The sequence below is a fragment of the Chitinophaga ginsengisoli genome, from assembly GCF_003014595.1.
Taxonomy (GTDB): domain Bacteria; phylum Bacteroidota; class Bacteroidia; order Chitinophagales; family Chitinophagaceae; genus Chitinophaga; species Chitinophaga ginsengisoli.
In genome coordinates this window covers 29,315-53,551 of the sequence record NZ_PYGK01000014.1, presented here as the reverse complement: position 1 = coordinate 53,551, position 24,237 = coordinate 29,315, and the positions used below count along the sequence as shown (strand labels likewise).

The window sequence follows — 24,237 nt, the reverse complement described above, 5'->3', positions numbered from 1 at the left end:
TGGCTATATTTGCGTCTATTTATTTTTTTAGGAAGTAAATTGTAAATCAACAATATACAATGTCAGAAAATACGGAAAATCCGCAAGACGGCAAGATCATCCAGATTAACATTGAGGAGCAGATGAAAACGGCCTACATAGACTATTCTATGTCAGTGATCGTGGGTCGTGCTCTGCCGGATGTTCGGGATGGTCTGAAGCCGGTACATCGCCGCGTGTTGTTTGGTATGAATGAGTTAGGGAACAACAGTAACAAGCCTTACAAGAAGTCAGCCCGTATTGTAGGGGAGGTAATGGGTAAATTCCACCCGCATGGTGACTCCTCCATCTACGATACCATTGTGCGTATGGCCCAGCCATGGAGCTTGCGTTACATGCTGGTGGATGGTCAGGGTAACTTCGGATCTGTGGATGGGGATATGCCGGCAGCCATGCGTTATACGGAGATCCGTCTGCAGAAAATGGCAGAGGCCATGCTGGAAGACATCGATAAAGAAACAGTGGATTTCTCGCTGAACTTTGACGATACCCTGGAAGAACCTACCGTATTGCCTACACGTATTCCGAACCTGCTGATCAATGGTGCGTCCGGTATTGCGGTAGGTATGGCGACCAACATCATGCCGCACAACCTGACAGAGGTAATTGAGGGGCTGATCGCCTACATCGATAACCGTGAGATCACTATCGAAGAGCTGATAAAATATGTGAAAGCGCCTGATTTTCCGACCGGCGGTATCATCTACGGTTATGAAGGTGTAAAACAGGGCTTTGAGACCGGCCGCGGAAGGGTAGTGGTGCGTGGTAAAATCAACGTAGAAACATCCAAAGCAGGCCGTGAGCGCCTGGTGATCTATGAGCTGCCTTACCAGATCAATAAGGCTGCCCTGCACCAGAAAATCGCGCAGCTGGCTGATGATAAAATAATTGAAGGCATCTCTGAAGCGCGTGACGAAAGTGACCGTGACGGTATGCGCCTGGTAATCGATCTGAAACGTGAAGCGATCGCTAACGTGGTGATCAACCAGTTGTATAAATATTCAGAACTGCAGACCTCTTACGGTATCAACAACGTGGCCCTGGTAAAAGGCCGTCCGCGTGTGCTGAACCTGAAAGAGATGCTGGCAGAATTCGTTGACTTCCGTCATGAAGTAGTAGTACGCAGAACCCGTTTCGAACTGCGTAAAGCGGAAGAAAAAGCGCATATCTTACAAGGTTACCTGATAGCGCTGGACCACCTGGATGAAGTGATCGCCCTGATCCGTGCATCCCGTACACCGGATGAAGCGAAAGACGGTTTGATGAGCCGCTTTGAACTGAGTGAGATCCAGTCTAAAGCAATACTGGAACTGCGTTTACAACGTCTGACCGGTATGGAGCGCGATAAGATCAAGGAAGAATACGACGAAGTAATGAAACTGATAGCTTACCTGAAGGAAGTATTATCCGACGAAGGACTGCGTTTCAAGATCATCAAAGATGAACTGGAAGATGTGAAGAAACGTTTCGGAGACGAGCGTAAAACGGAGATCCAGTACCTGGCCAGCGAAATGCGTATGGAAGATATCATCGCAGAGGAAGATGTGGTGATCACTATCTCTCACCTGGGTTATATCAAACGTACTTCTGCATATGACTACCGTCAGCAGAAACGTGGTGGCCGTGGTGCACTGGGTGGCAAGACGCGTGAAGAGGACTATATCGAGCACCTGTTCGTAGCCTCTACCCACCATACCATGTTGTTCTTCACAGAGAAAGGCCGTTGTTACTGGCTGAAAGTGTACGAAATCCCTGAAGGTGAGAAGAGCGGTAAGGGACGTGCCATCCAGAACCTCATCAACCTGCCTACAGATGACAAGATCAGGGCCATTATAGATATCAAGGACCTGAATGATAAAGATTTTATCAGCTCTCATTATATTGTACTCTGTACAGCAAATGGTATCATCAAGAAGACCCTGCTGGAAGACTTCTCCCGTCCGCGTCAGAATGGTGTGAACGCTATCACTGTCAATGAAGGCGACCAACTGTTGGAAGCTAAACTGACCAATGGTAACAGTGAGATCATGATGGCTATCAAGAGTGGCCGTGCTATCCGTTTCCCTGAAAATACCGTACGTGACACAGGCCGTGGCGCAATCGGGGTAAGAGGTATCGAGGTAGATAACGACAAAGACGAAGTGGTTGGTATGATTTGTGTAAATAAGGAGGATGCCACACGTACTGTACTGGTGGTTTCTGAGAAGGGATTCGGTAAACGTACTGATATTGAAGAATATAGAATTACCAACCGCGGTGGTAAGGGGGTTAAGACCATCAATATCACAGAAAAGACAGGTAGCCTGATCGCGATCCTTGACGTAACAGAGAAAGACGACCTGATGATCACCTGTAAGTCCGGTATCACTATCCGTATGGCGGTAGCTGATATCCGCGAGGCAGGAAGGGCCACACAGGGCGTTCGCCTGATCAGACTGGACGATACCGATGAAATCGCAGCTGTAGCACGTCTGGACGAACAGGAAGAAGAAAAACTCGATGTTGAAGGTATAGAAGGAGAAGAAAGCGAACAGCTCGGGGATAACAGCTCAGAAGAACCGGGAACAGCAACAGCTGAGGCTTCGGAAGATGAAACGCCTGCAGAATAATTATAAGAAACCGCAAAATATTTGTGCGAACTAATAATGGTTAACCTGCGGCAGATTGTATTTATTATGGTTGAAACAGGCATTAAACTCTAAGGCCATACTTATAGAAAACAAAAAAATATTGAGCAACATGAAAAAATTACTGGTATCATTGGTCTTTTGCAGTGCAGGATTGGTTGCTGTAGCGCAGCGTGCAAAGGTAAACAGCGCAGAAGAAGCACTGACTAAAAAAGACTATGATAAAGCGAAAGCCGATATTCAGGCAGCACTGGAAAATGAAAAAACCAAAGGCGAAGCTAAAACCTGGTATGTAAAAGGTAAAATCTACGAGGCAGCTGCTACTGAAAAGAAAGATTCCAAAGAAGCACTGGAAGCATTCGAAGCTTACAAGAAAGCCCTGGATATCAATGCTAAATTGCCAGAAGCCCTGCTGGAACTGAACCAGCGTATGTTTAATCTATATGCTACCATAGGTAACGCCGGTTACGCTAACCTGAACGACCAGAAATGGGATTCCGCTTACCTGCACTTCAGAGATGCTTTCTCTATTGCTGATTTTTATAACGGTAAGAACTTAGGTGGTTCTATTCCTGCAGATACTTCTATGACCTTCTACGCTGGTTACGCTGCTAACCAGGCTGGTAAGAAAGATGAGGCGCTGACTTACCTGAGAAAGGCTGCTGACCTGCATTTCAAGGCTGAACCAGCCCTGTATGTGCTCCTGGCGCAGACTTACGAAGAGAAAGGTGATAACGCAAACTGGCTGAAAACCATCGAAGAGGGTAAAACTACCTTCCCTAAGGATAAGCGTTTTAACGATATGGAGCTGATGTACTACTCCAAAACCGGTAAAACTGCTGAATTACTGACCATGCTCGAAAAGAAAATGGCAGAAAATCCAAATGATTTCCAGACAGTACTGGACTATGGTATTCGTGTAGACAACCTGGCTAACCCTCGTGGCGAAAACGGTCAGGATGCTGCAAAACCAGCTAACTACGATGAGCTGATGAACAAAGCAGAAGGTGCTTACAAGAAAGCGATCGAACTGAAAGCTGACGATGCTACTGCTAACTTCCAGTTAGGTGCACTGTACTTCAACCGTGCAGTAGGCTTTAACAAAGAGCTGAATGCAATGGACAGCAAATCTCTGAGCACTCCCAAAGCAAAAGAACTGCAGACAAAAGTAACTGGTCTGATGGATCAGGCGCTGCCTTTCTTCGAGAAAGCAGACGAAAACTTCACTGCTAAAGCTGCAAGCCTGGAGCCAAGTGACAAACAGACTTACGAAAGCTGTCTGTATGCACTGCAGAAGATCTATGCTATCAAGAACGACAATGCGAAAGTAGAAGTTGTTAAGAAGAAGCTGGAAAATCTGAAATAATAGATTGATACATATTTCATAAAAAAAGTCCCGGTTGTATATACAGCCGGGACTTTTTATTTGCGGAAGATCTTTATTTGTGTGTCATGAAATGGTAGGTCCAGAAAGCGCCGAGTATAATGAACAGGACCACGATCACGATAATGGCCAGTTCAATAAAGTAAGATACCTGGTGCTTGCGGCGTTTGCGGGCACGCAGTTTACGTAGCATCTGCCATTTCATCTGGCGCAGCCAAACGGGGATCTTTTCCTTCTCTGTAAAGGCAGATAATCCCTCCACGGCTTCACTGCACATCTCACAATCAGCCAGATGAAGTTCCACTTCATGCCGCTCTTCTGCCGTTAACCGGTCCTGCACATAATCCAGCAATTGCTGTTGTGTAGGACAGGCCGTTGTGGTGAAAATATCCTGATATTCTTCGTTCATAAAATCGTCAATAATTAAACATGCATACTATCTGATGCGTTCAACAATACTTGCTATCCCTGTGCACTCAATAACAGCTTCAGGTTACGCTTTCCATTCTGAATATAACTCTTTACCTGTAATAAAGTATAACCGGTCTGGCCGGCAATATCCTGGTAGGATAATTTCTGCAGGTAGAATAGTTTGACACAGATACGCTGTTCAGGGTTTAACTGTTCCAGCGCGTGCTGCATGTTCTCCAGCATATTATCCTTCTCTACAAACCGGGCTTTATCCTCTTCCTGTTCCGTAGGATTGTTCAGGTGTTTTTCACTGACTTCTTCCTGTCTTACCTGGGTTTTCTGCCTTAACTGCATCAGGCAATGGTTCCTTGTTACCTGGTAGATCCAGGCCCGGAAGAATTGTACCTTGTGTTTATTGATCTCGGCTAATACCTTCAGGAAGATCTGTTGTACACTATCCCTTGCATCCTCTTCGTTTTTAAGGTATTTCATGCACATACCCAATAAAAGGATCGCATACCTGTCAAACAGGATGCCTATCCAATCGCTGTTATCGTCGGTTTTGAACCGTTCCAGCAGCTCTTCGTCTGTTAATTCCTGGCTATTCTTATAAATCACTGGATAAAGATAAAATACTTGTAATATAAAGATGCCTGAGCCGTGGAATTTCCATAAAAATAAAAGCAATTGTAAACAGAGACGGGAAGAGGCCGTCAATGAGAAGGGGGAATATGGCAACATGTGAAAGAGGCTGCGTAAAACCCATAAAGAACTCCGTTTAATGGGGTGTAGGAACGCTTTATGGACTTGTTAAGCAGCTGATGGGGGATCGGACTATATATCAGGAGATCAGAGATTATCCAGCGCCGCCTGTGCCTTTTCCTTCATGCTGCCGTTCATGCGCACTACTTCTTTAAACATACGACGGGCTTTACCGGTCTGGCCTTTGCTGCGGTAGCAGATAGCTAGTTGATAGCGGGACAGTTCGCCGTATTTGCCGGGGCTCTCAGACAGGTGTTTATAGCGCGAAATAGCCTCATTCAGGTCGCCCTGCTGGTGATATACCATGGCCGCCTTATAAAGGAATTCATCGGTGCTTGTAGGCTCCGCAACGGTCTTCTTTTCAGGGGCGTCCTCTTTTTCTTTTTTAGGAGGTGCTTTAGGCTCTGGTTTATCTTCCGTTTTCTTTGCTACGGTAGGCGTATCCTTACGATCCGGCGCAGGTGTTTTGTCCTTCGCAGGGTCTTTTACTTCCGGCGCTTTAGGCGCAGCGGCCAGCTGTTTCCGCGCGGTGTCTTTGATACTGTCTTTGACAGCAGTGACTGGTGCCGGTGGTTTCGCAACTGCCTTTACAGAGTCTTTCACCACTGGTTTGGGGGGAGCGGCCGGAGGTGGTGTTGCAGTAACAGGGGGCGCAGCTGTAACATTTGTAACCGGTGCCGCAGGCTTCCGGCCTACTTCATTTTCCTCTCTTACAGGAGTCACGATGGACGCCTGTACCGGAGGTGTTTCAGATTGTGTAGTCCGGAGCTCGGTATTACTGGCAATTGCTTTCGATACGGGGGCTTTGAATTTGCCCTGTTGCTGTACGAGGTAAATGCCACCTGCACCAATAGCAATAGCTGCCACTATCCAGAAGTAGATCAGGAAGCTTTCCTTTTTCTGCTCCTGGCGCTGGTAGCGTTCTACCTTATGCACCTGGGAGATCCGCTTGATACTGCTGCGGATATATTGTTGCATACTGGTAGCGAGCGGCTGGTATTTTTCCCGGTATTGCGGTTGCTGGAGTACCTGTAATGCATCAAAACAGAGATCGCAGTCAACGAGATGCTGTTCCACCAGGTGTTTCTCAACATCGGTCAAACGGCCATCCAGGTAACGGGGAAGCTGATCCCTGTTCAGACAGCGGATGTTACTGAATATCTTCAGTAGTTTTTCATTATTTTCCAAGTTACTCATAGGTTTCATTCATCAATAAGGACGCCATTTTTTGCTTTGCCTGCTGTAGAATCTGCCTCGTTTTTTCAACACTATACTTTTTGGTGGTTGCCAGTTCTGTAAAGGTTTTATTATTCAGGTAAAATTCTTTCAGGAAATATTTGTCTTCTGCAGGCAGCTTGTCAAGGGTTGCTTCCATCGTTGCCGCCAGCAGTTGTTGTTCTTTAAGATTGGTAGCTACTTTCTCTACCTTATTTTCCAGCTGTTGCTGTTCCCTGGATTCCGTACTGGGAAAAAATGGATTGTTCTTTTCTGTCTGAGCTTGTTGTGCCCTGATAGTATGGTGGATCCATTCATTGGCTTTCGGGATCGTCTGGGTTTTCAGACTGGCGCTGAGGCGCTGCAGCAGCCTGGGATAAACTTCTTCGGGTGCGGTTCCGGGACCATTATTAAGGTAAGGGAGGCAAACAGCAACCATCAGGTGGCTGTATCTTTCCATTAGTACACCTTCTGCTTCCTGGTCCTTGAGTTTTCTTGCCCGGGAAATCAATTCTTTATCTGATAAATTAGTTAATTGCTGTAGCATAGTGTTACCTATATTTACATATTAAAGACAAAAATGTTCATTTTGTTGTCTTTGACATATAATTATTTTAGACAATTAGTATGCCATACGCGATTACAGTTGTACCGGTAATGCCATTACGGTCGGAACCATCTCACAAAAGTGAAATTATCTCACAAGCCTTGTGGGGGGAATGCAGTGAAATTGTTATAACAGGAAATGACGGTTGGGTGAAGGTAAAATGCCAGTTCGACGGATATGAAGGATGGGCTACTTTTAATCACCTGGAAATCATCGACGAGACGTTATTTCGCGCACCGTATACGCATTATACGACCGCCTGGGTGAACAAAGTGCAGCTGAGTGGTAAGCTTATGCATGTGCCTTTCGGATGCGCTGTAAAGCTGGGAAATGCCCCTGTGACAAACTGGGGAGGAGTGACTGTACAGTTTGAGGAAAAGCTGGCTGCGATAGGTAAGGGGAACGCAGTAGATACAGGAGCGCTGACGGCGGCTGCTTTCCAGTATCTGAACACTGCCTACTTGTGGGGTGGTAAATCTGTATTTGGCGTGGATTGTTCCGGTTTTACGCAAACAGTATACAGGACATTGGGGCTCGATCTGTTAAGGGATGCTTACCAGCAGGCTACACAGGGAACCACGGTTGATTTTCTGCAGGAAGCACGCCTGGGAGACCTGGCCTTCTTCGATAATACGGAAGGGCGTATTACGCATGTAGGGATATTGCTGAATGACCATGAGATCATTCATTCATCAGGTAAGGTGAGGGTAGACCCTATTGACAACCAGGGAATTACCAATACAGATACCGGGGTGAGAACCCATAAACTGAGGATCATTAAACGGTTCTTCTAAATATAAAAACAAATCCCATAGCAATAGTCACCAGGAAGGTACTGTAGCTATGGGATGTTTTCTTTTTAAGAGACCGGCAGCGGATAAAGCTACCGGTCTTTTTAATTATTTCTCGCCGAAAGTCTTGTTGTAGAACTCGATGCTTTCCAGGATGATACGTTCAGCCACTGCTTTGTTCTGGAACTCAGAAACTTTTACTGTTTTGTGTTCCAGTCTCTTATATTCTTCGAAGAAGTGACGGATCTCCGCTGTAAAGTGAGGAGGCAGTTCAGAGATATCGTTGATGTGGGCAACGCTCATATCGTTGGCAGCTACAGCGATGATCTTGTCATCCGCTTCGCCGTTATCGATCATCTGCATTACACCGATCACTTTGGCTTCCATGATACACATTGGAACAACGTCTACCTGGGAGAGGATGAGGATATCCAGCGGGTCATGGTCATCACAGTAGGTTTTTGGAATAAAACCGTAGTTAGCCGGGTAATATACAGAAGAATACAGTACCCTGTCGAGCTTGAGCAAGCCACTTTCTTTATCCAGCTCGTATTTGGCACGACAGCCTTTAGGAATTTCAATAATAGCATTCACTATTTTAGGCGCTTCTGATCCTGTGCTGACACTATGCCAGGGATTGTTCGTCGTCATCATCAACTTGTTTTTGTCGTTTAGTAGAATTTGGTGCCCTGCATCTATTCCGCATCGCAAAGATATAACGGTGCAAGGTCGTTTTCGGGACCCTGGCAGCTGTTCATACCGTATGCAATGTGGAATTTAGAATAAATGTTCTGCTGGCGCGCCGCAAAAATAAGGAACTCAACTGTAATTTCGTAATTGATACAAAATTATACAGATAAGAGTAATCGTAATATTTATTTCATGGGAAGTGGGGATGTAGTATCCTGAGGCTGCATATTGGTAGAATCCAACGGTGCACTTGATGGCGGCAGATAGTTTGGAATAATACTTTCAAAAGTGAGCGATATTTTCCAACGGCCATTTTCTTTTACCAATTGCAGTCTTTCCTTTTGCTGAGAAGAAGAGTTCAGTACCGTCACTGTTGCTTTGTCCCCGTTTTCTTCCGTCTCAATTACCTTAATACCGGCTTTTTTGATCTTATCCCGTTCTGAGTCGTTACGACGGGCATCGAAAAAGGAGTAAAGCTGTATTACCTGCTGTGACTCCTTGGTAGCGTAATCCCTTGCCAGGTCGAAGTTCGATTCCTGTATAGCATGCATGAAATTGAGTGCTACTTCCTGTGGGGAAGCGCGCTTTTTGCAACTGCTAAGTACAGTACCGAATAATAATGCCAAGGTGAGGATACGCAGATAACTGGTCATGCAAATGTTCTATTATAATACAGTTAACAAAAATAGGTGGAAAGTGTAAAATTACAAAAAGCAGCTAGGGCAGCCGGTTGTAATTTTAAAGATTCAGACCTGTTTTTGAAAATTGTTGGTTTCCCTGTTTGTAAACCGGTATAGGCAAGGAATACTTTTAACAGTTTACGTTTTAAACCGTGAACATACTTAAAACACTGTTAAAGAATTGTTAATTATGGACGTTCGTCCTTTTCCTTGGATGCATCATAGGCGCGTATGATGGCTTTTACCAGTCTATGTCTTACAACGTCTTCTTCATCCAGCTGCAGATAACCGATGCCGTCTATATTCCGGAGAATGCGGGTGGCTTTTTCCAGGCCTGATTTCTGATTTTTAGGCAGGTCGATCTGTGTAAGGTCCCCGGTAATAATGGCTTTCGCAGAAGAACCGATACGTGTCAGGAACATTTTCAGCTGAAGGTCTGTTGCGTTCTGTGCTTCATCCAGGATGATAAATGCATTATCGAGTGTACGTCCGCGCATATACGCCAGGGGAGCGATCTCAATAACACGGTTGGTCATGAAGTAGCTGAGTTTATCGGCCGGGATCATATCATCCAGGGCGTCGTACAGCGGGCGCAGGTACGGATCGATCTTTTCTTTCAGGTCGCCGGGCAGGAAACCCAGGTTTTCACCTGCTTCCACAGCTGGACGGGTCAGAATGATCTTCCTGACTGCCTTGTTTTTAAGCGCTCTTACGGCGAGAGCTACGGCGGTATAGGTCTTACCGGTACCGGCAGGGCCTATGGCGAAGATGATGTCGTTTTTCTCTGCCAGCGCCACCATTTTCTTCTGATTGGCTGTTCTGGCTTTTACATTACGTCCGTTGGGACCGAACACCAGTATTTCATTGGAATTACGGTCTTTGAAGTTGTCCACTTTTTCCTCATCGCCCAGTATCTGTTCGAAATAATTCTCGCTGAGGTTGCCGTTACGTTCGAGGTAAGAAATGATCTGTCCGATTTTTTCCTGTGCGGTAGCTACTTCTTCCGGAGCGCCGGACAGTTTGAGCTGTGTACCACGGGAGAGGATCTTTAACAGTGGAAATTTTTTCTTCAGCAGATCAAGTTTTCCATTGTTAACTCCGAAGAACTCGATAGGGTTAATACTATCTAAGCTGATAATTGATTCTGTCAAGTGATATTTTATTTAGAGCGTTTGAGGTGTCTGTGTATAAGGTGTTTAAGGCAATATACCTTAAACACCTTACATTAAGAAACCTATAGTTTATAACCTTGTTTTTTGAAGGCTTCCACTTTTTCTGCCACTGCAGGATTGCTCAGCGCCAGGATACGTGCAGCCAGTACCGCTGCATTTCTCGCACCGGCTTTACCTACTGCAAGTGTACCTACCGGCAGACCAGCAGGCATTTGTACGATGGAATACAGTGCATCAATACCACCAGGTAAGCCACCATCCAATGGTACTCCTAAAACAGGCAGGGAGGTATATGCAGAAACTACACCAGGAAGAGCGGCAGCCATACCAGCAGCGGCAATAACCACGCCAAAGCCTTTTTCCTGCGCTGTAATACACAGCTCTCTTACTTTATCAGGATTGCGGTGTGCAGATGCTACTATCATTTCACCTTCAATACCAAAGAACTGTAAAAAATTGAGTGATTCCTGCATTACCGGTTTGTCACTTTCTGATCCCATGAGAATGAGTACTTTCATCGCTATGTGTATTTTATTTGTGCCGTGTTAGTATTTGCCCAAAGATATTTATCCTTTGACATTTGCTGAAAAAGCGAAATCCACATTGTGGAAAAACGCAAAATTACGTGCTTAAATAATATAAATGACTGTCGACCTGTCAGATAGTTATAAAGAATAGCCATTTTTAATCATATATTGAGTATTTTTAAAGGGATTATCGTTCGGGATTTTATGATGAATGCCATAATGGGTAACGCGCTAACGAGAGCTATACCAGCGCTGTTACTGGATCTGCACGGTAACCTGTTATATGTCAATCAGGGGGCAGCGGAATGGCTGCGGGTACCGGAGGGGGAATTTCATCCGGCAGAAAATGTAAGTAGTCTGCATTTTAATGATGTGATAGGTAAACACACCAATGTGTACTGGCCCATGCTTTGCCATCTGCATGCCATGGGCAGGAATGCCTGTGTGGATATGTATTGCCATACCCGTCAGTGGGTGCAATGGCAGCTGACTGCCGCTGGAGAATGTTTACTGTTGACAGGTACTGACATCAGTAGCCGGCGATCCCTGGCGGATAGCGATGCGCTTTTACGCTCCTTGCCCTGTGGATTACAACAGTTCACTCCTGAAGGTATTCACCATTGTGCCAACGAAGTGCAACAGGAAATATGGAATGCGATAGACCCCGCCATGTCGCGGCCGGGGTATAACCTGTTTGAAGAGCCGCTTTTCCAGGAAACAGGCCTTTGTGAACTGTTTGAAGATGTATTATATACCAAATCATCCGCCAGGAAAGAGATACTGCTCGGATACCGCGAACGGGAAACTAACGGCGTGGTCAGGATATTGCCCTCGTATTATGATGCCACCGTATTTGCTGTGACTGATGAACAAGGTGTTGTTACGAGTTTACAGCTGGTGATGAAAGATATCACTGAGAAGCAGCTCTCCTTCAGACGACTGGAAAAGAGTTCCCGCCTGCTGGACCTGATCATAGAACATCTGCCTATCGGTTATATTCAATTCGACCATTTCGGCTTTATCCGCCGTATTAATCATACCCAGCGTGAGTTTTTCCAGTATGAATACGAGGAGACGGAAGCGCCTTTTAATGTCATGAGCGATCCTTTTGCCCGTTTGTATGGCCTGGATAAACTCTTTAAGGAAGTGATGGTGGCCAATAAAGTGATCCGCGTGGAAAAGCAGCTGGACTTCTCTAAAGACAGTCGCTGGACGACACAAAGCCGGGAAGTATGGCTGGACCTGACCCTGTTCCCCCTGAAAGACCCTGTGGATAAGCAACAGATCGTTGCCGTGCTGGTGAATGATATTACCGACCGGAAAATGGAACAGCAGATGCGTAACCAGCTACAGCGTAATACGGAACAGCTGCATCTCTTCTTTGACGCGGTCGACATGGGATATACTACTATGGAAAAAGACGGTACGTTGTCATTCGCCAATCGCAAAGCGGAAGAGATGGCTGGCAGACGGATCTTCGCGGGAGAGAGCATCTATGAGATCTTGCCGGAACTGGGATATGCCACACCGTTCAGGGCCCGCTTCTCAGCCGCGCTGGCAGGCACCAGTTCTGCTTCTTTCAGTAGTTACTTTCCCCGCCGGTACAAATGGTATGAGTTCCTGATTACTCCTATGAGGGATGGTACTGTTTCAGTCTTTATCCGGGATATTACGGATAGCCGCAACATGCAAAAGGACCTTTTCCGCGCGAACAAGCAACTGAATAAGCTGAACAAGAGTCTCGTGAACCAGAATCAGCAGCTGGAAGACTTTGCACATATTACTTCGCATAACCTGCGGGCGCCTATCGCTAATCTCAAAGCGCTTATGCAGATGCATAATGATTCGCGTTTGCCGCAAGAAAGGGAGCAGTATCTTTCCTTACTACAGGAAGTAATATTCAAAATAGACGAGACGCTCAATGACCTGGTAGATGTTGTACAGATCCGTAAGAATGTAGATATGGACCGGGAAGAGCTGGCCTTTTCACAGCGGCTGCAGTATGTAAAAGATGTCCTATTTGCGGATATCGAAAAGAGTGGTATTTTGCTGACGACCAACTTTGAGCATGCGCCTGTTCTGCAATTTCCCCGTCTGTACCTGGACAGCATTCTGCAGAATCTCATTACCAATGCCATCCGTTACCGTACGCAGGAACGCCGGCCCAGCCTGCATTTTATGAGCTGGCAGGAAAATGGTTATACAATTCTGACGGCTGAAGACAATGGTTTAGGTATCGATATGGAGCGTTTTGGGCATAAGTTGTTTGGTTTCCGGAAAACGTTTCACAAAAATAAAGATGCAAAAGGGATCGGTCTGTTCATTACCAAAACGCAGGTAGAAGCAATGGGTGGAAGCATCCGGGCGGAGAGTACACCGGGTCAGGGTACGAAATTTATTATTACCTTTAAAACTGAATAATCCCTGTATGCAATCGCACAACATGATTTTTATCGTAGATGATGATCCGATACATCAGCAGATCGCGAACATAATGATCAAACGACAGGGGATAGGCGAAAACGTGCGGGCCTTTTCGGATGCACAGGATGTGTTGGATTATCTGCGCCAATACTCCTTCGAACCGGAGCAATTGCCAGATCTGATCTTACTGGATCTTAATATGCCAGTCATGGATGGATGGGATTTCCTGAATGATTATGCCAGCTTTTATAAAGATCTCGCTAAGCAGATAGGTATTTTTGTGCTGACGTCATCTATTGATGATAAGGACCGGAAGAAGGTAGATAATTACTCTTTTGTGAAAGGGTATCTGACCAAGCCTTTGTCCAGCGAGATCATTACCAAGTTGCAGGCGAGCTGAGTAACAGCATTATATTTTTAGCGGGAGGGTTGTACCAATGGTATAACCCTCCCGTATTTTATTGCAGTATGTGTTGGAACATGTTTTTAAGCATTCCTTAAAGCGCTGATGGTCGCTTCAGGATCTTTGGAGGAGAAGACGGTGCTGCCCGCAACAAGCACATTAGCGCCTGCCTTGAAGATGTCGCCGGCATTGTCGATGTTGATACCACCATCAACTTCAATGAGGGCATGGGCCTTGTAGTGATTGATCATCTCCCGGGCCTGACGGATCTTTTCAAGGCTCTTCGGAATGAAGTGTTGTCCGCCGAAGCCAGGGTTAACACTCATGATCAGTATAAGGTCGATGTCATTGATAACGTTTTCCAGCAGATGTACGGGCGTGTGCGGATTCAGTGCTACGCCGGCTTTCATGCCAAGTCCTTTGATCTGCTGAATGTTCCTGTGCAGGTGCGTACAGGCTTCATAGTGAACCGTCAGAATGTCTGCGCCGGCCTTTTTAAAGTCCTCCGCATATTTTTCCGGTTCTTCTATCATGAGATGCACGTCACAGGTCTTTGTAGTAGCCTTCCTGATCTGTGATATGACGGGTAATCCAAAGCTGATATTCGGTACGAATCTGCCATCCATTACGTCCAGGTGCAACCAGTCAGCTTCACTGCGATTTAACATGTCTACTTCTTTGCCCAATTCCAGGAAATTGGACGCCAGCAGAGAGGGTGCGACAAATGTGTTTCTATTTTCCAAAGCCACGCGTTTAAAGTTGTGTACGAATATAACTGTTATTTCTTGAGTTTGTCCAGCGCAGCTTTTGCTTCCGGATAATCTTTCTTAAAAGTGAGCGCCTTCACATAATCGTCTATAGCATCTTCTTTGCGACCCATATTCTCCAGACACTGTGCACGGTAGTAATAGGCTTCTGCATTGGCTGGGGAGGCTTTTGCCGCCAGATCGAAATAACGGTAGGCTTCTTTCCAATCCTTCTTCTTCATGTTGATCCTGCCTAAAGCGAGGTAGGCCCTGTCATCGTCAGGATCGGTGGTGATGCTACTGTTGTAGGTAGCGATCGCTTCTGTATAGTTACCGTTCTCTTCATAGTACTCTGCCAGAGAGATCAGTGGTTCAGAATTTATAGAATCTAAACGCGCTGCTAGTTTATAGTACTTTATAGCGGCCGGAGAGTGTCTGATGTGTAGTAAATCGCCCAGCTCCATTACAGCGCTGTAATCGCTCTGTAAACCCGCTTTATCGATGGCGGTGGTGAGGTGATTGATGGCCTGGGTAGTATCCTTGTTATCTTCGGCAATACGGGCTTTCAGATAGAAGGCCTTATCGTGCGTGCCTTCTGATTGTCCAAGGATAGACGCCACGCTGTCTGCCGACTTATACTGCTTGTTCTCTATCATCGCGGTGGCCAGCTGGTATTCCAGGTAAGGATAGCCCGGAGCGGTCTTCAACGCCTTTTTAAAATGCGCGATAGAACGGGGATAGTCCTTTAGTACCAATGCCGCTTCACCTGCGCCTGCCCAGAAGTCGGTAACGTCTGGTTTTAGCTCCGCTGCCTTTTCAAAGTCCTTTTCTGCCAGTAAGGGATCGGTATTAAAGAGGAGCAGGGCCCGGCGGAAATAGAGTGCTTCATTGTTCGGAAACTGCGCGATGGAATCCGTTAAAGGGAGCACCAAAGGAGCGTACAGGGAAGAGTCGGCATCGTTATGGGCGGTCTGCTCTTCCGGCTTGCCGGACTGGCAGGAAAAGAAAAAGGGAATGGATAATGATAAAAGGAACAGGTATTTCATATGACAATAATATAAAAAATGCCCGATCTTTTGGCGTTAGCGGTTATTCAGGCAGGCACAAAAAAAGCTGACCCTGGGGCCAGCCTTCTTGTGTTGTTGCATGCCGGATCAATTGGCGGTCAGCCAATCTTTCAGTGCTTTATAGTCGTTTGGCAGCTGTACAGCTTTCTTCTCGAGTGCATACAGGGATTGTACCTTTTCCGGAGTGACGATCTTGTCCTGCAGGGAAGCGGGAGCAGTATCGGCAAATTTCACCGGGTGTGCTGTTTCGAGGAAAACGCCAGCTGTATTGTTGTCTGCATGTGCGCCTGTCTGCTGCAGGTATTGCTGTAAGCCGAGATAACCTACCGCACCGTGAGGGTCCAGCATGTACTGGTATTCCTTCCATACCTGTTCCATCGTGGCAACAGTCGCTTTATCATCAAAGGAGATGGAAGTCAGCTTTTCCTTCAGGGCTGGCAGACTGTTGGCGAAGAGTTCCAGTATACGAACGAAGTTGCTCGGATCGGCTACGTCCATGGCGTTAGATAGGGTAGGTGTTGCCTGTCCGGGGGTATACTGGCCGGTCTGCATGAACCTTGGAACCGTATCGTTGACGTTGGTGCTGGCCACAAAATGTTTAATGGGCAGTCCCATGGCAGCCGCCATCATACCTGCACAGATGTTACCAAAGTTGCCGCTGGGTACAGAGAAAACAACGTTAGGATAGGCTGTTTTCAGCTGTTTCCATGCCAGCAGGTAGTAGAACATCTGCGGTAACCAACGGGCTACATTGATGGAGTTGGCGCTGGTAAGCAGGCAGTGGGCCTGTAGTTCCGCATCCAGGAAAGCGGTTTTCACCATACGTTGGCAATCGTCAAAGGTACCAGCTATCTCTAGCGCGGTGATGTTACCGTTCAGGGTGGTGAGCTGTTTTTCCTGCAGGGTGCTGACCTTACCAGATGGGTAAAGGATCACCACACGTACGCCAGGTACATTATAGAAGCCGTGCGCCACTGCACCGCCGGTATCGCCGGAGGTAGCAACGAGCACAGTTACCGGGCGGGTATCATTCCTCCTGAAGTAACCCAGGCAGCCGGCCATGAAGCGGGCGCCTACGTCTTTGAAGGCCAGGGTAGGACCATGGAACAGTTCCAGTGCATAGATGTTACCTGCTACCTTTTCAACAGGAAAAGGAAAGCTCAGGGTATCCGCAATGATCTGTCGCAGGATCGCTTCCGGTATCTCATCACCTACAAAAGGCCGGATGGCAGTGTAGGCTATATCAAGGTCATCCTGTTTTTCGATGTTGTCGATAAAATCCTTTTCAAAGGAAGGAATGCGCTCAGGGAAATATAAACCCTTATCCGGCGCAAGGCCCTGTACTACTGCATCCTCGAAAGAGACAATGTGTTGTTTATTCTGTAGACTGAAATATTTCATTAGACTTTACACTTTTGTAATTTTCACACCTTCCGTATTTATTTTCGATACGTGGATCTTGTAATCCACGCCCAGGGGCGCATAAACAGTATCCATCATCGCGGCTACCTTACGGGCATTTTCCTCGCCTCTGCTCAGCATGAAGACAGAAGGACCGGAACCGGAGATACCTCCACCCAGTGCACCGGCTTCCTTACATTTTACTTTCAGTTCAAAGAAAGCAGGAATGAGTATCGCACGTACCGGCTCTACGATAGCGTCTTCGAGGGAGCGGCTGATCAGGTCATAATTTTCCTGGTAAAGCCCTGCCACGAGTGCACCTACGTTCCCCCACTGGCGGATGGCGTCTGTCATCAGTACTTTTTGTTTCAGGATCTCACGGGCATCGGAAGTTTTTACTTCTATCTGCGGATGTATAACGGTCACCCACAGTTCTGACGGCGTATGCAGGCCGGTAATGTCCAGGGGTTTGTAACTCCTTACGAGAGTGAAGCCACCCAGTATAGCAGGAGCCACGTTGTCGGCATGCGCTGCGCCGCTGGCCAGTCTTTCGCCTTCCATAGCAAAACGTACCAGCTGTTTGGGTGTGAAAGGATTGCCCAGCAGATGATTGGCGCCTACTACAGCACCAGCTGAACTGGCGGCAGAAGAGCCTATACCACTACCGGGAGGGATATTCTTAAACAGTTCCAGTTCTATGCCGGCATCGGGCTGTCCATACTTTTGCAGCAATGCCTGGATGGCAACACCACATACGTTCTGGGCAGGGTCCGTGGAAAGAGAAGCGCCATGTACTGCTGTAATGGTAACGCCGGGTTTATCACTCTTTCGCATGATCATCTCATCGCCGGGAGCATCCATGGCCAGTCCGATCACATCAAAGCCGCAGGCTACATTGGCAACAGTAGCAGGGGCGAATACTTTTATACAGTCATTTCCCATGAGGAGTCAAAATTTAAGTATACGTTACTGATATACGGTTTATCTGGCTGATCTGATGATATCAGCAAATATACCGGAAGCCGTTACATCTGCCCCCGCACCGGCGCCTTTTACGATCAGTGGTTGTTCCGCATAGCGGTTGGTGGTATAGAGTACGATATTATCTTTTCCTTCCAGCTTGAAGAACGGATGATCCGGCGCGATAGACTGTAAGCCTACAGATGCCTTTCCGTTTTCATAGCGGGCTACGAACTTCAGGCGTTTGCCTTCTGCATCTGCCTTTTCACGCAATGCCAGGAAATGGCCTGCATGTACGTCCAGTTGCTCATAGAAAGCATCTACAGAAGGTGCTTCCAATGCTTCTACCGGCAGGAAAGAATGGTTGGTGATATCATCCAGTTCCATCTTCGCACCGCTTTCGCGTGCCAGGATGAGGATCTTACGCATTACGTCCACACCACTGAGGTCGATACGTGGATCCGGTTCTGTATATCCTTCGTCCTGTGCCGCTTTCACTACCTGACGGAAGCTGGCGCCGTTCACGAAATTGTTGAATACAAAGTTGAGACTTCCACTCAACACCGCTTCAATACTGTTCACTTTATCGCCACTGCGGATCAGGTCATTTAAGGTGTTGATCACCGGCAAACCTGCACCTACGTTGGTTTCAAACAGGAAGGAAGCATTGTATTTGCGTGCCGTATCTTTCAGGCTTTTATAATAAGCGTAGTCTGAAGAACAGGCGATCTTATTACAGGTCACCACGGAAATACCATGCTGGAGAAACTCTCCATAGGTAGCCGCTACTTCCGGACTGGCTGTATTATCAACAAATACGCTGTTACGAAGGTTGAGTGCTTTTATCTTTTGTGCGAAGGCGAGCATGTCGGAAGCTTCACCGCTTTCCAGGACAGTCTTCCATTCAGGGAGGTTGATCGCTTCATGACCAAAGGCCATCTTTTTACTGTTAGCGATACCGGCTACACGCACGTGCAGACCGAGTTCGTTCATCAGGAATTTATGCTGCTGGTCCAGTTGTTCGAGCAGTTTACCGCCTACATTACCTACACCTGCGATGAACACGTTCACCTGTTTTAGTGGCTCTTCAAAGAAGGCTTCGTGTATGACGTTCAGTGCTTTTTTTACATCAGCTTTGTTGATCACAGCAGAGATGTTCTTTTCGGTAGAACCCTGTGCTATAGCGCGTACGTTCACACCATTACGACCCAGTGCTGCAAAGAGTTTACCACTGGTACCGTGATGGTTCTTCATCTTATCGCCCACCACCGCTACGATGCTCATATCTCTTTCCACGATGAGTGGTTCTATACGTTTTTCCAGTATCTCCTGAGAGAATTCGCTGTCTACCGCTGTTTTGGCTTTCAGCATATCTGCTTCGTGGATACCTACAGTGATGGAGTGTTCCGAAGAGCTCTGGGTGATGAGGATCACGTTCACACGTTCACTCAGCAATGCTTCGAACAGTCTTTTAGAGAAACCAGGTATACCCACCATACCACTACCCTCCAGTGTCAGCAGGGCTATTTTCTGGATGCCGCTGATACCGGTTACGGGATAAGTACGGCCATTGCCATCCTGAGAATGGATCAGGGTACCATAGTCATCCGGTGCAAAGGTATTTTTGATCCAGATAGGGATGTGCTTATCCATGACCGGCTGTATGGTAGGAGGGTAGATCACTTTCGCGCCGAAGTGGGACAGCTCCATCGCTTCCTCATAAGAGATATGCGGGATAGGAATGGCCTGTGATACCATACGGGGATCGGCTGTCATCATACCGCTTACATCCGTCCATATATCCAGGACGTCTGCATGCAGGGCAGCAGCAACGATGGCAGCGGTATAATCAGAGCCACCGCGGCCAAGGGTCGTGGTTTCACCATCGGTAGTAGCGGCAACGAAACCGGGTAATACCACGAAGTCGGCGTTCTGCTGCTGGTAGAACTGTGTAGTCTGATGGTTAGTAGCCAGGAAATTAACTGCTGCGTTACCAAAATTATTATCAGTAACAATCAGCTCGCGGCTATCTTTCCATACTGCTTTCAGGCCGTTTGATTTCAGCTTTTCGGCGAGGAGGTAGGAGGAAACGAGTTCTCCGAAACTCATGATCTTATCCAACGACCGGGCGCTTAGTTCACCCACCTGGAAGATCCCGTCACAGAGGGTTTCAAGGGTGTTTAAGCGTTTCTTAATCTGACTGATGATGCCACTCTGTACGGTAATGGGAAATAAGGTGCGGATGGTATCCAGGTGCTTATTTTCGATCTCCTGTAATACGTCCTTATATTGTTCCTGTCCTTGTCCGGCAAGTGTTCCACACTGGATCAGCTTATCGGTAATGCCACTCATGGCGGAGGCAACAATGGAAAAACGCCCGTTAGGCTTTTTGTTTTGTATGATATTACAAACCTGTTCTATGGATTGGGCACTTCCCATGGAAGTTCCGCCGAATTTTAATACTTGCATGTCTGAAGATGTTGATACGTAAAAAGTCCTGTCCCCTTTACCGGGTGTACCACCTTAGATGGTCGTTGGATGATATGTGAATATTAACCCCGCACCGGGGTTGTAATAGATGTAATTGTAATAGTGCTGATACCCGCGCCGGAGATGGTGCGAGATGCAGAAGTGAAGTATGTAACTATTGGTAGCACTATTATGAATTTACTTTTCGCTAACAAAAGTCTGGAATTACTTTCGGATTAACAAATGAATTGTCAAAGTTTTGAAATTATTTAAATTTTGGTGGGGAAAATTGTGAAATTTTACTCATATGGAGCGGGGCAGGACAAGTTTATTGATTTTCAAGGGGAAGGGGGTGATGTGGGGTTGCAGGGGCGCTGATAGGGTCGGGGTTCGGTGGAGGTTCGGTGGAGGTTATATCCTATAGGCGCTCTAGTCCTACATTACAGGCACTATTCTATAGCCGTGGCTATACAAAGTGCCTGTAATGCTATAGTAATGGGCCTATAGGATATAGCCTCCACTGAACCTCGACCATATCTTGAGCGAATAGATACTCCTTTGAGGGCGTTTTTTAGTGCTGAGAATCGCTAAGTAGCTTCGGTTTCAGTATGGGATGGCGGTCGGCGCCTCTCTGGAATGCTATTGGGCGTTGTCAAGCGAATAGGGCATTGGATATCTATTAGGCAGGACCGGTCGTGTCACCGGAGAGCCGAAGGCCCGCCATTCCCATCTGAAACCGGTGCTACTTCCGCTGTCCCTACGATGATATACTGGGCTCCTGTTAGGAAGGTATAGCCAGGAGGCGTTGCCCCCGGGTACAAACATAGCCCACCTATGGAGGGCATTAAGTCCACGTTAAAGGCATATCAAAGGCATGTCAAAGGCATGGTAAAAGCGTACTAACAATACATAATCATTTACGCCAATAGCCCCGTTACCCCCATTTTGGGTCAATTTCGATCCGATTCCTTACATTTGCCTTAACCACGTTGATTCATGCCTTATTTCCGCAACTTTACATATCATATAGACAAGCGCCGCTGGAAGTATTGCTTCCTGCTGGAGGGCATTGTAAGCCGATAGGCCTTGTTTCCCCGTATTCCGTTCCTTATCTGGCTGTCCCCGGTAAGAGGAGCTCATTTCCTTTAATTGATCTACCAGTTACCGGTTAATTGATATTGATCTTGATTTACCAGATGACAGGTACGGATACTTATCAGGCAGTAATGCTGTTTATCTTTGTGTCATAAAATTGTCATTCAATATTCCACTGTCTTTTGCCGGGAGGTAAGGGACTGAAAAACCAATTCATCATGCCGCATTATCATAAGTTGGGGAACATCCCTCATAAACGTCATACACAGTTCCGTAAGCCCGATGGTTCTCTTTATTCTGAGCAGTTATTTTCAACGGAAGGGTTTTCGTCCAATTCAACCCTGTTATATCATTGTCATCCGCCTACCGAGATTGTGAAGGTAGATACGCCTTATAGTGCTGCTCCGCGTGTTGCAGAGGAGAAGATGTTGAAGCACCGCAGTTTCCAGGGATTTAATATTCAGCCGGAAGATGATTATCTGCAGAGCAGGAAAGCGGTACTTGTCAATAGTGATTGTCATATTGTACTGGCTGCGCCAAAACAGAGTATGACGGATTATTTCTATAAGAATGCAGATGCTGATGAGCTGATATTTGTGCATGAGGGCTCCGGCGTGTTGCATACGCAATATGGGCAATTGCCTTTCGGGTATGGGGATTATCTGCAGATACCTCGTGGGACTATTTACCAGATGAAATTTACGGGTACAGAGAACCGTCTGTTTATTGTGGAGTCATTCAGTCCTATTCGTTATCCTAAACGTTATCTTAGTCAGTATGGGCAGTTGCTGGAACATGCGCCGTACTGTGAGCGCGATATCAGGCAGCCGCAGAACCTGGAAACCATTGATGAAGCGGGCGATTTCCTGATACGTATCAAGAAGAAGGGAATGATGTATCCTATCCACTATGCGCATCATCCGTTTGATGTGGTGGGTTGGGATGGATATGAGTATCCTTTTGCATTTTCCATTCATGACTTTGAACCCATTACAGGACGTGTACACCAGCCACCGCCAGTGCATCAGACTTTTGAAGGACATAATTTTGTGGTATGTTCTTTCTGTCCGAGGTTGTTTGACTATCATCCGCAATCCATTCCTGCACCTTATAATCATAGCAATATAGACAGTGATGAAGTGTTGTATTATGTGGATGGTGATTTCATGAGTCGCAAGCATGTGACAAGAGGAATGATCACCCTGCATCCGGGTGGTATTCCGCATGGGCCACATCCCGGCGCCGTCGAAAAGAGCATCGGCGCAAAAGAAACAAAGGAACTGGCCGTGATGGTAGACACGTTCCATCCTTTGCAGATCACACAGGATGCGCTTGGAATAGAAGATGATCATTACGTGATGAGCTGGGCCGAATAGAAAGATTATTTTTCTTCTTCTTCACCTAATATTTTTCCTTTATCTTTTGCAAATTCTTCTGGCGTCTGAAGGGTATTATTCTCTTCAGGCTCCAGGTAGATATCATTTGTGTTTTCTTTCTTTCCCTGCTTATTTATGTGCTCTTTGTGAAGGGCTTCATCCTGTTGTTTGTTAGCAGGCTTTTCATTAGCTTGATTGTTTTCCATATACCTGAATTTTAAGGAGGAAGTACCAATTCTATGCCACCTCACTATTTTAATTCGTAGTAGGGGTACTTGAAAGGGAATCTATATTTTTATACAACGCTTTTATACAACGTTTTATACAACGTAAACAGAAACCAATAAATAATGGAATACAGACAATTAGGAGAAAGCGAACTGAAAGTATCAGCAATTACATTTGGAGCATGGGCCATTGGCGGCTGGATGTGGGGCGGAACAGAACATAATGATGCTGTAAGAGCGATCCACGCATCTGTTGACGAAGGCGTTACTTCCATAGACACTGCTCCTGTTTACGGACAGGGTTTAAGTGAAGAGCTGACAGGTGATGCGCTGAAAGGATTGGACAGAACGAAGGTGCAGGTGCTGACGAAATTCGGTATGCGCTGGGATCTGGCGAAAGGAACGCTGGCATTCAAAAGCAAGGATAACAACGGGAAAGACATCGACGTCTATAAATATTCCGGTAAGGAAAGTATCATACTGGAATGTGAGAACAGTCTCAGGAGGTTGGGCACGGATTATATCGATCTGTACCAGATCCATTGGCCAGATGTGACCACACCTGTTGAGGAAACCTTTGAAGCTGTTTTACGTTTGAAAGAGCAGGGAAAGATCCGCGAAGCGGGCGTAAGCAATTACAATGCGGCGCTGATGAAAGAGGCAGAGAAAACAATTAAGCTGGCCTCTAACCAGGTGCCTTTCAGTATGGTGGAAAGAGAGATCGAAAAAGAGCTGGTACCTTATTGTGTTGAGCATAAAAAAGGTATTCTGGCTTATAGTCCTTTGCAGAGAGGTATTCTGACCGGTAAGATCAAACCTGGTCATCAGTTTGGGGAAGGAGATCATCGTCCCAATACCAAATTCTACCAGCCGGAAAACCTGAGCCGTATCAATGCTTTTCTTGATCAGATCAAGCCAATGGCAGAGAGTAAAAGTGTGACGCTGGCGCAGCTGGTGATCCGCTGGACAATAGACCGTCCGGGTATTACAGTAGCCCTGGTAGGGGCGCGTAATGCGGAGCAGGCTATACAGAATGCAAGGGCGATCAATGTAAAACTGAGCGCTGAAGAAATAAAATTCATTAATGACAGGCTGTACCAGGTACAGTTGGTCTAAAAAGACGCATCGTCTTATGGAATGCGAATCAACTTTGTCAGACTAATT

At 46.5% G+C, this 24,237-nt stretch carries 21 protein-coding genes; 7 read left to right on the top strand and 14 right to left on the bottom strand.

Translation table 11 applies throughout. The features are described 5' to 3' along the window. Positions 1-59 precede the first annotated feature (59 nt). Together gyrA and CLV42_RS25850 are read left to right on the top strand one after the other, a co-directional pair. On the top strand, positions 60-2,648 hold the full coding sequence (gene gyrA / locus CLV42_RS25855) for a DNA gyrase subunit A (RefSeq protein ID WP_106604832.1): 2,589 nt from the start codon (positions 60-62) through the stop codon (positions 2,646-2,648). A gap of 130 nt (positions 2,649-2,778) precedes the next feature. After that, the gene (locus tag CLV42_RS25850; protein WP_106604831.1) at positions 2,779-4,032 is read left to right on the top strand and encodes a tetratricopeptide repeat protein; all 1,254 of its coding nucleotides are present in this window, start codon (positions 2,779-2,781) and stop codon (positions 4,030-4,032) included. Between the two features lie 73 nt (positions 4,033-4,105). Here the strand turns inward: CLV42_RS25850 and CLV42_RS25845 are convergent, their stop codons facing one another. The 4 genes from CLV42_RS25845 to CLV42_RS25830 all read right to left on the bottom strand — a co-directional run bounded on the left by CLV42_RS25845 (position 4,106) and on the right by CLV42_RS25830 (position 6,985). Continuing rightward, positions 4,106-4,459: an anti-sigma factor family protein gene (locus tag CLV42_RS25845; protein WP_106604830.1), complete on the bottom strand. Its 354-nt coding sequence runs from the start codon at positions 4,457-4,459 to the stop codon at positions 4,106-4,108. A gap of 53 nt (positions 4,460-4,512) precedes the next feature. Beyond that, positions 4,513-5,079 carry an RNA polymerase sigma factor gene (locus CLV42_RS25840; protein ID WP_106604829.1) on the bottom strand — a complete coding sequence of 189 codons (567 nt, stop codon included), beginning with the start codon at positions 5,077-5,079 and terminating at the stop codon, positions 4,513-4,515. Between the two features lie 231 nt (positions 5,080-5,310). Next, positions 5,311-6,420: a tetratricopeptide repeat protein gene (locus CLV42_RS25835; RefSeq protein WP_170117650.1), complete on the bottom strand. Its 1,110-nt coding sequence runs from the start codon at positions 6,418-6,420 to the stop codon at positions 5,311-5,313. Further along, on the bottom strand, positions 6,413-6,985 hold the full coding sequence (locus CLV42_RS25830) for an RNA polymerase sigma factor (RefSeq protein ID WP_106604827.1): 573 nt from the start codon (positions 6,983-6,985) through the stop codon (positions 6,413-6,415). The genes CLV42_RS25835 and CLV42_RS25830 overlap by 8 nt, the downstream gene beginning before the upstream one ends. Before the next feature lie 80 nt (positions 6,986-7,065). Here CLV42_RS25830 and CLV42_RS25825 point away from each other — a divergent pair, with 80 nt between their 5' ends. Then, on the top strand, positions 7,066-7,839 hold the full coding sequence (locus CLV42_RS25825; protein WP_106604826.1) for a C40 family peptidase: 774 nt from the start codon (positions 7,066-7,068) through the stop codon (positions 7,837-7,839). A 105-nt stretch (positions 7,840-7,944) separates the two neighbouring features. Here CLV42_RS25825 and CLV42_RS25820 read toward each other — a convergent pair whose 3' ends face one another. The 4 genes from CLV42_RS25820 to purE all read right to left on the bottom strand — a co-directional run bounded on the left by CLV42_RS25820 (position 7,945) and on the right by purE (position 10,896). After that, positions 7,945-8,490: an inorganic diphosphatase gene (locus CLV42_RS25820; RefSeq protein ID WP_106604825.1), complete on the bottom strand. Its 546-nt coding sequence runs from the start codon at positions 8,488-8,490 to the stop codon at positions 7,945-7,947. A 221-nt stretch (positions 8,491-8,711) separates the two neighbouring features. Then, on the bottom strand, positions 8,712-9,179 hold the full coding sequence (locus tag CLV42_RS25815; RefSeq protein WP_106604824.1) for a DUF4878 domain-containing protein: 468 nt from the start codon (positions 9,177-9,179) through the stop codon (positions 8,712-8,714). Between the two features lie 215 nt (positions 9,180-9,394). Next, positions 9,395-10,357 (bottom strand): PhoH family protein, encoded by a 963-nt coding sequence (locus tag CLV42_RS25810; protein ID WP_106604823.1) that lies wholly within the window; start codon positions 10,355-10,357, stop codon positions 9,395-9,397. A gap of 83 nt (positions 10,358-10,440) precedes the next feature. After that, positions 10,441-10,896 carry a 5-(carboxyamino)imidazole ribonucleotide mutase gene (gene purE, locus CLV42_RS25805; protein WP_106604822.1) on the bottom strand — a complete coding sequence of 152 codons (456 nt, stop codon included), beginning with the start codon at positions 10,894-10,896 and terminating at the stop codon, positions 10,441-10,443. Positions 10,897-11,109: 213 nt separating this feature from the next. On the opposite strand from purE, the gene CLV42_RS25800 reads away from it, so the two are divergent. Both CLV42_RS25800 and CLV42_RS25795 read left to right on the top strand, forming a co-directional pair. Next, a complete protein-coding gene (locus CLV42_RS25800) occupies positions 11,110-13,326 on the top strand; it encodes a sensor histidine kinase (protein WP_106604821.1) in 2,217 nt (738 codons plus the stop codon). A gap of 22 nt (positions 13,327-13,348) precedes the next feature. After that, entirely contained in the window at positions 13,349-13,729 is a 381-nt protein-coding gene (locus CLV42_RS25795; protein WP_170117649.1) for a response regulator, read from the top strand. An 86-nt stretch (positions 13,730-13,815) separates the two neighbouring features. Here CLV42_RS25795 and rpe read toward each other — a convergent pair whose 3' ends face one another. From rpe to thrA, 5 genes are all read right to left on the bottom strand, one after another. Then, positions 13,816-14,481 (bottom strand): ribulose-phosphate 3-epimerase, encoded by a 666-nt coding sequence (gene rpe / locus CLV42_RS25790; protein WP_262510010.1) that lies wholly within the window; start codon positions 14,479-14,481, stop codon positions 13,816-13,818. A gap of 29 nt (positions 14,482-14,510) precedes the next feature. Next, on the bottom strand, positions 14,511-15,524 hold the full coding sequence (locus CLV42_RS25785; RefSeq protein WP_106604818.1) for a tetratricopeptide repeat protein: 1,014 nt from the start codon (positions 15,522-15,524) through the stop codon (positions 14,511-14,513). 108 nt (positions 15,525-15,632) lie between these two features. Beyond that, positions 15,633-16,946, bottom strand: a complete 1,314-nt coding sequence (gene thrC, locus CLV42_RS25780; protein ID WP_106604817.1) for a threonine synthase — start codon at positions 16,944-16,946, stop codon at positions 15,633-15,635. Between the two features lie 6 nt (positions 16,947-16,952). Next, positions 16,953-17,888, bottom strand: a complete 936-nt coding sequence (locus CLV42_RS25775) for a homoserine kinase (protein WP_089839117.1) — start codon at positions 17,886-17,888, stop codon at positions 16,953-16,955. A 39-nt stretch (positions 17,889-17,927) separates the two neighbouring features. Continuing rightward, positions 17,928-20,375, bottom strand: coding sequence for a bifunctional aspartate kinase/homoserine dehydrogenase I (thrA, locus tag CLV42_RS25770; RefSeq protein WP_106604816.1), 2,448 nt, complete (start codon positions 20,373-20,375; stop codon positions 17,928-17,930). Positions 20,376-21,688: 1,313 nt separating this feature from the next. On the opposite strand from thrA, the gene CLV42_RS25765 reads away from it, so the two are divergent. After that, positions 21,689-22,846, top strand: coding sequence for a homogentisate 1,2-dioxygenase (locus CLV42_RS25765; RefSeq protein WP_106604969.1), 1,158 nt, complete (start codon positions 21,689-21,691; stop codon positions 22,844-22,846). 5 nt (positions 22,847-22,851) lie between these two features. Here the strand turns inward: CLV42_RS25765 and CLV42_RS25760 are convergent, their stop codons facing one another. Then, positions 22,852-23,052, bottom strand: coding sequence for a hypothetical protein (locus CLV42_RS25760; protein WP_106604815.1), 201 nt, complete (start codon positions 23,050-23,052; stop codon positions 22,852-22,854). Positions 23,053-23,196: 144 nt separating this feature from the next. Between CLV42_RS25760 and CLV42_RS25755 the strand changes: the two genes are divergently transcribed. Beyond that, positions 23,197-24,189, top strand: a complete 993-nt coding sequence (locus tag CLV42_RS25755; protein WP_106604814.1) for an aldo/keto reductase — start codon at positions 23,197-23,199, stop codon at positions 24,187-24,189. The last annotated feature ends 48 nt before the right edge of the window (positions 24,190-24,237 follow it).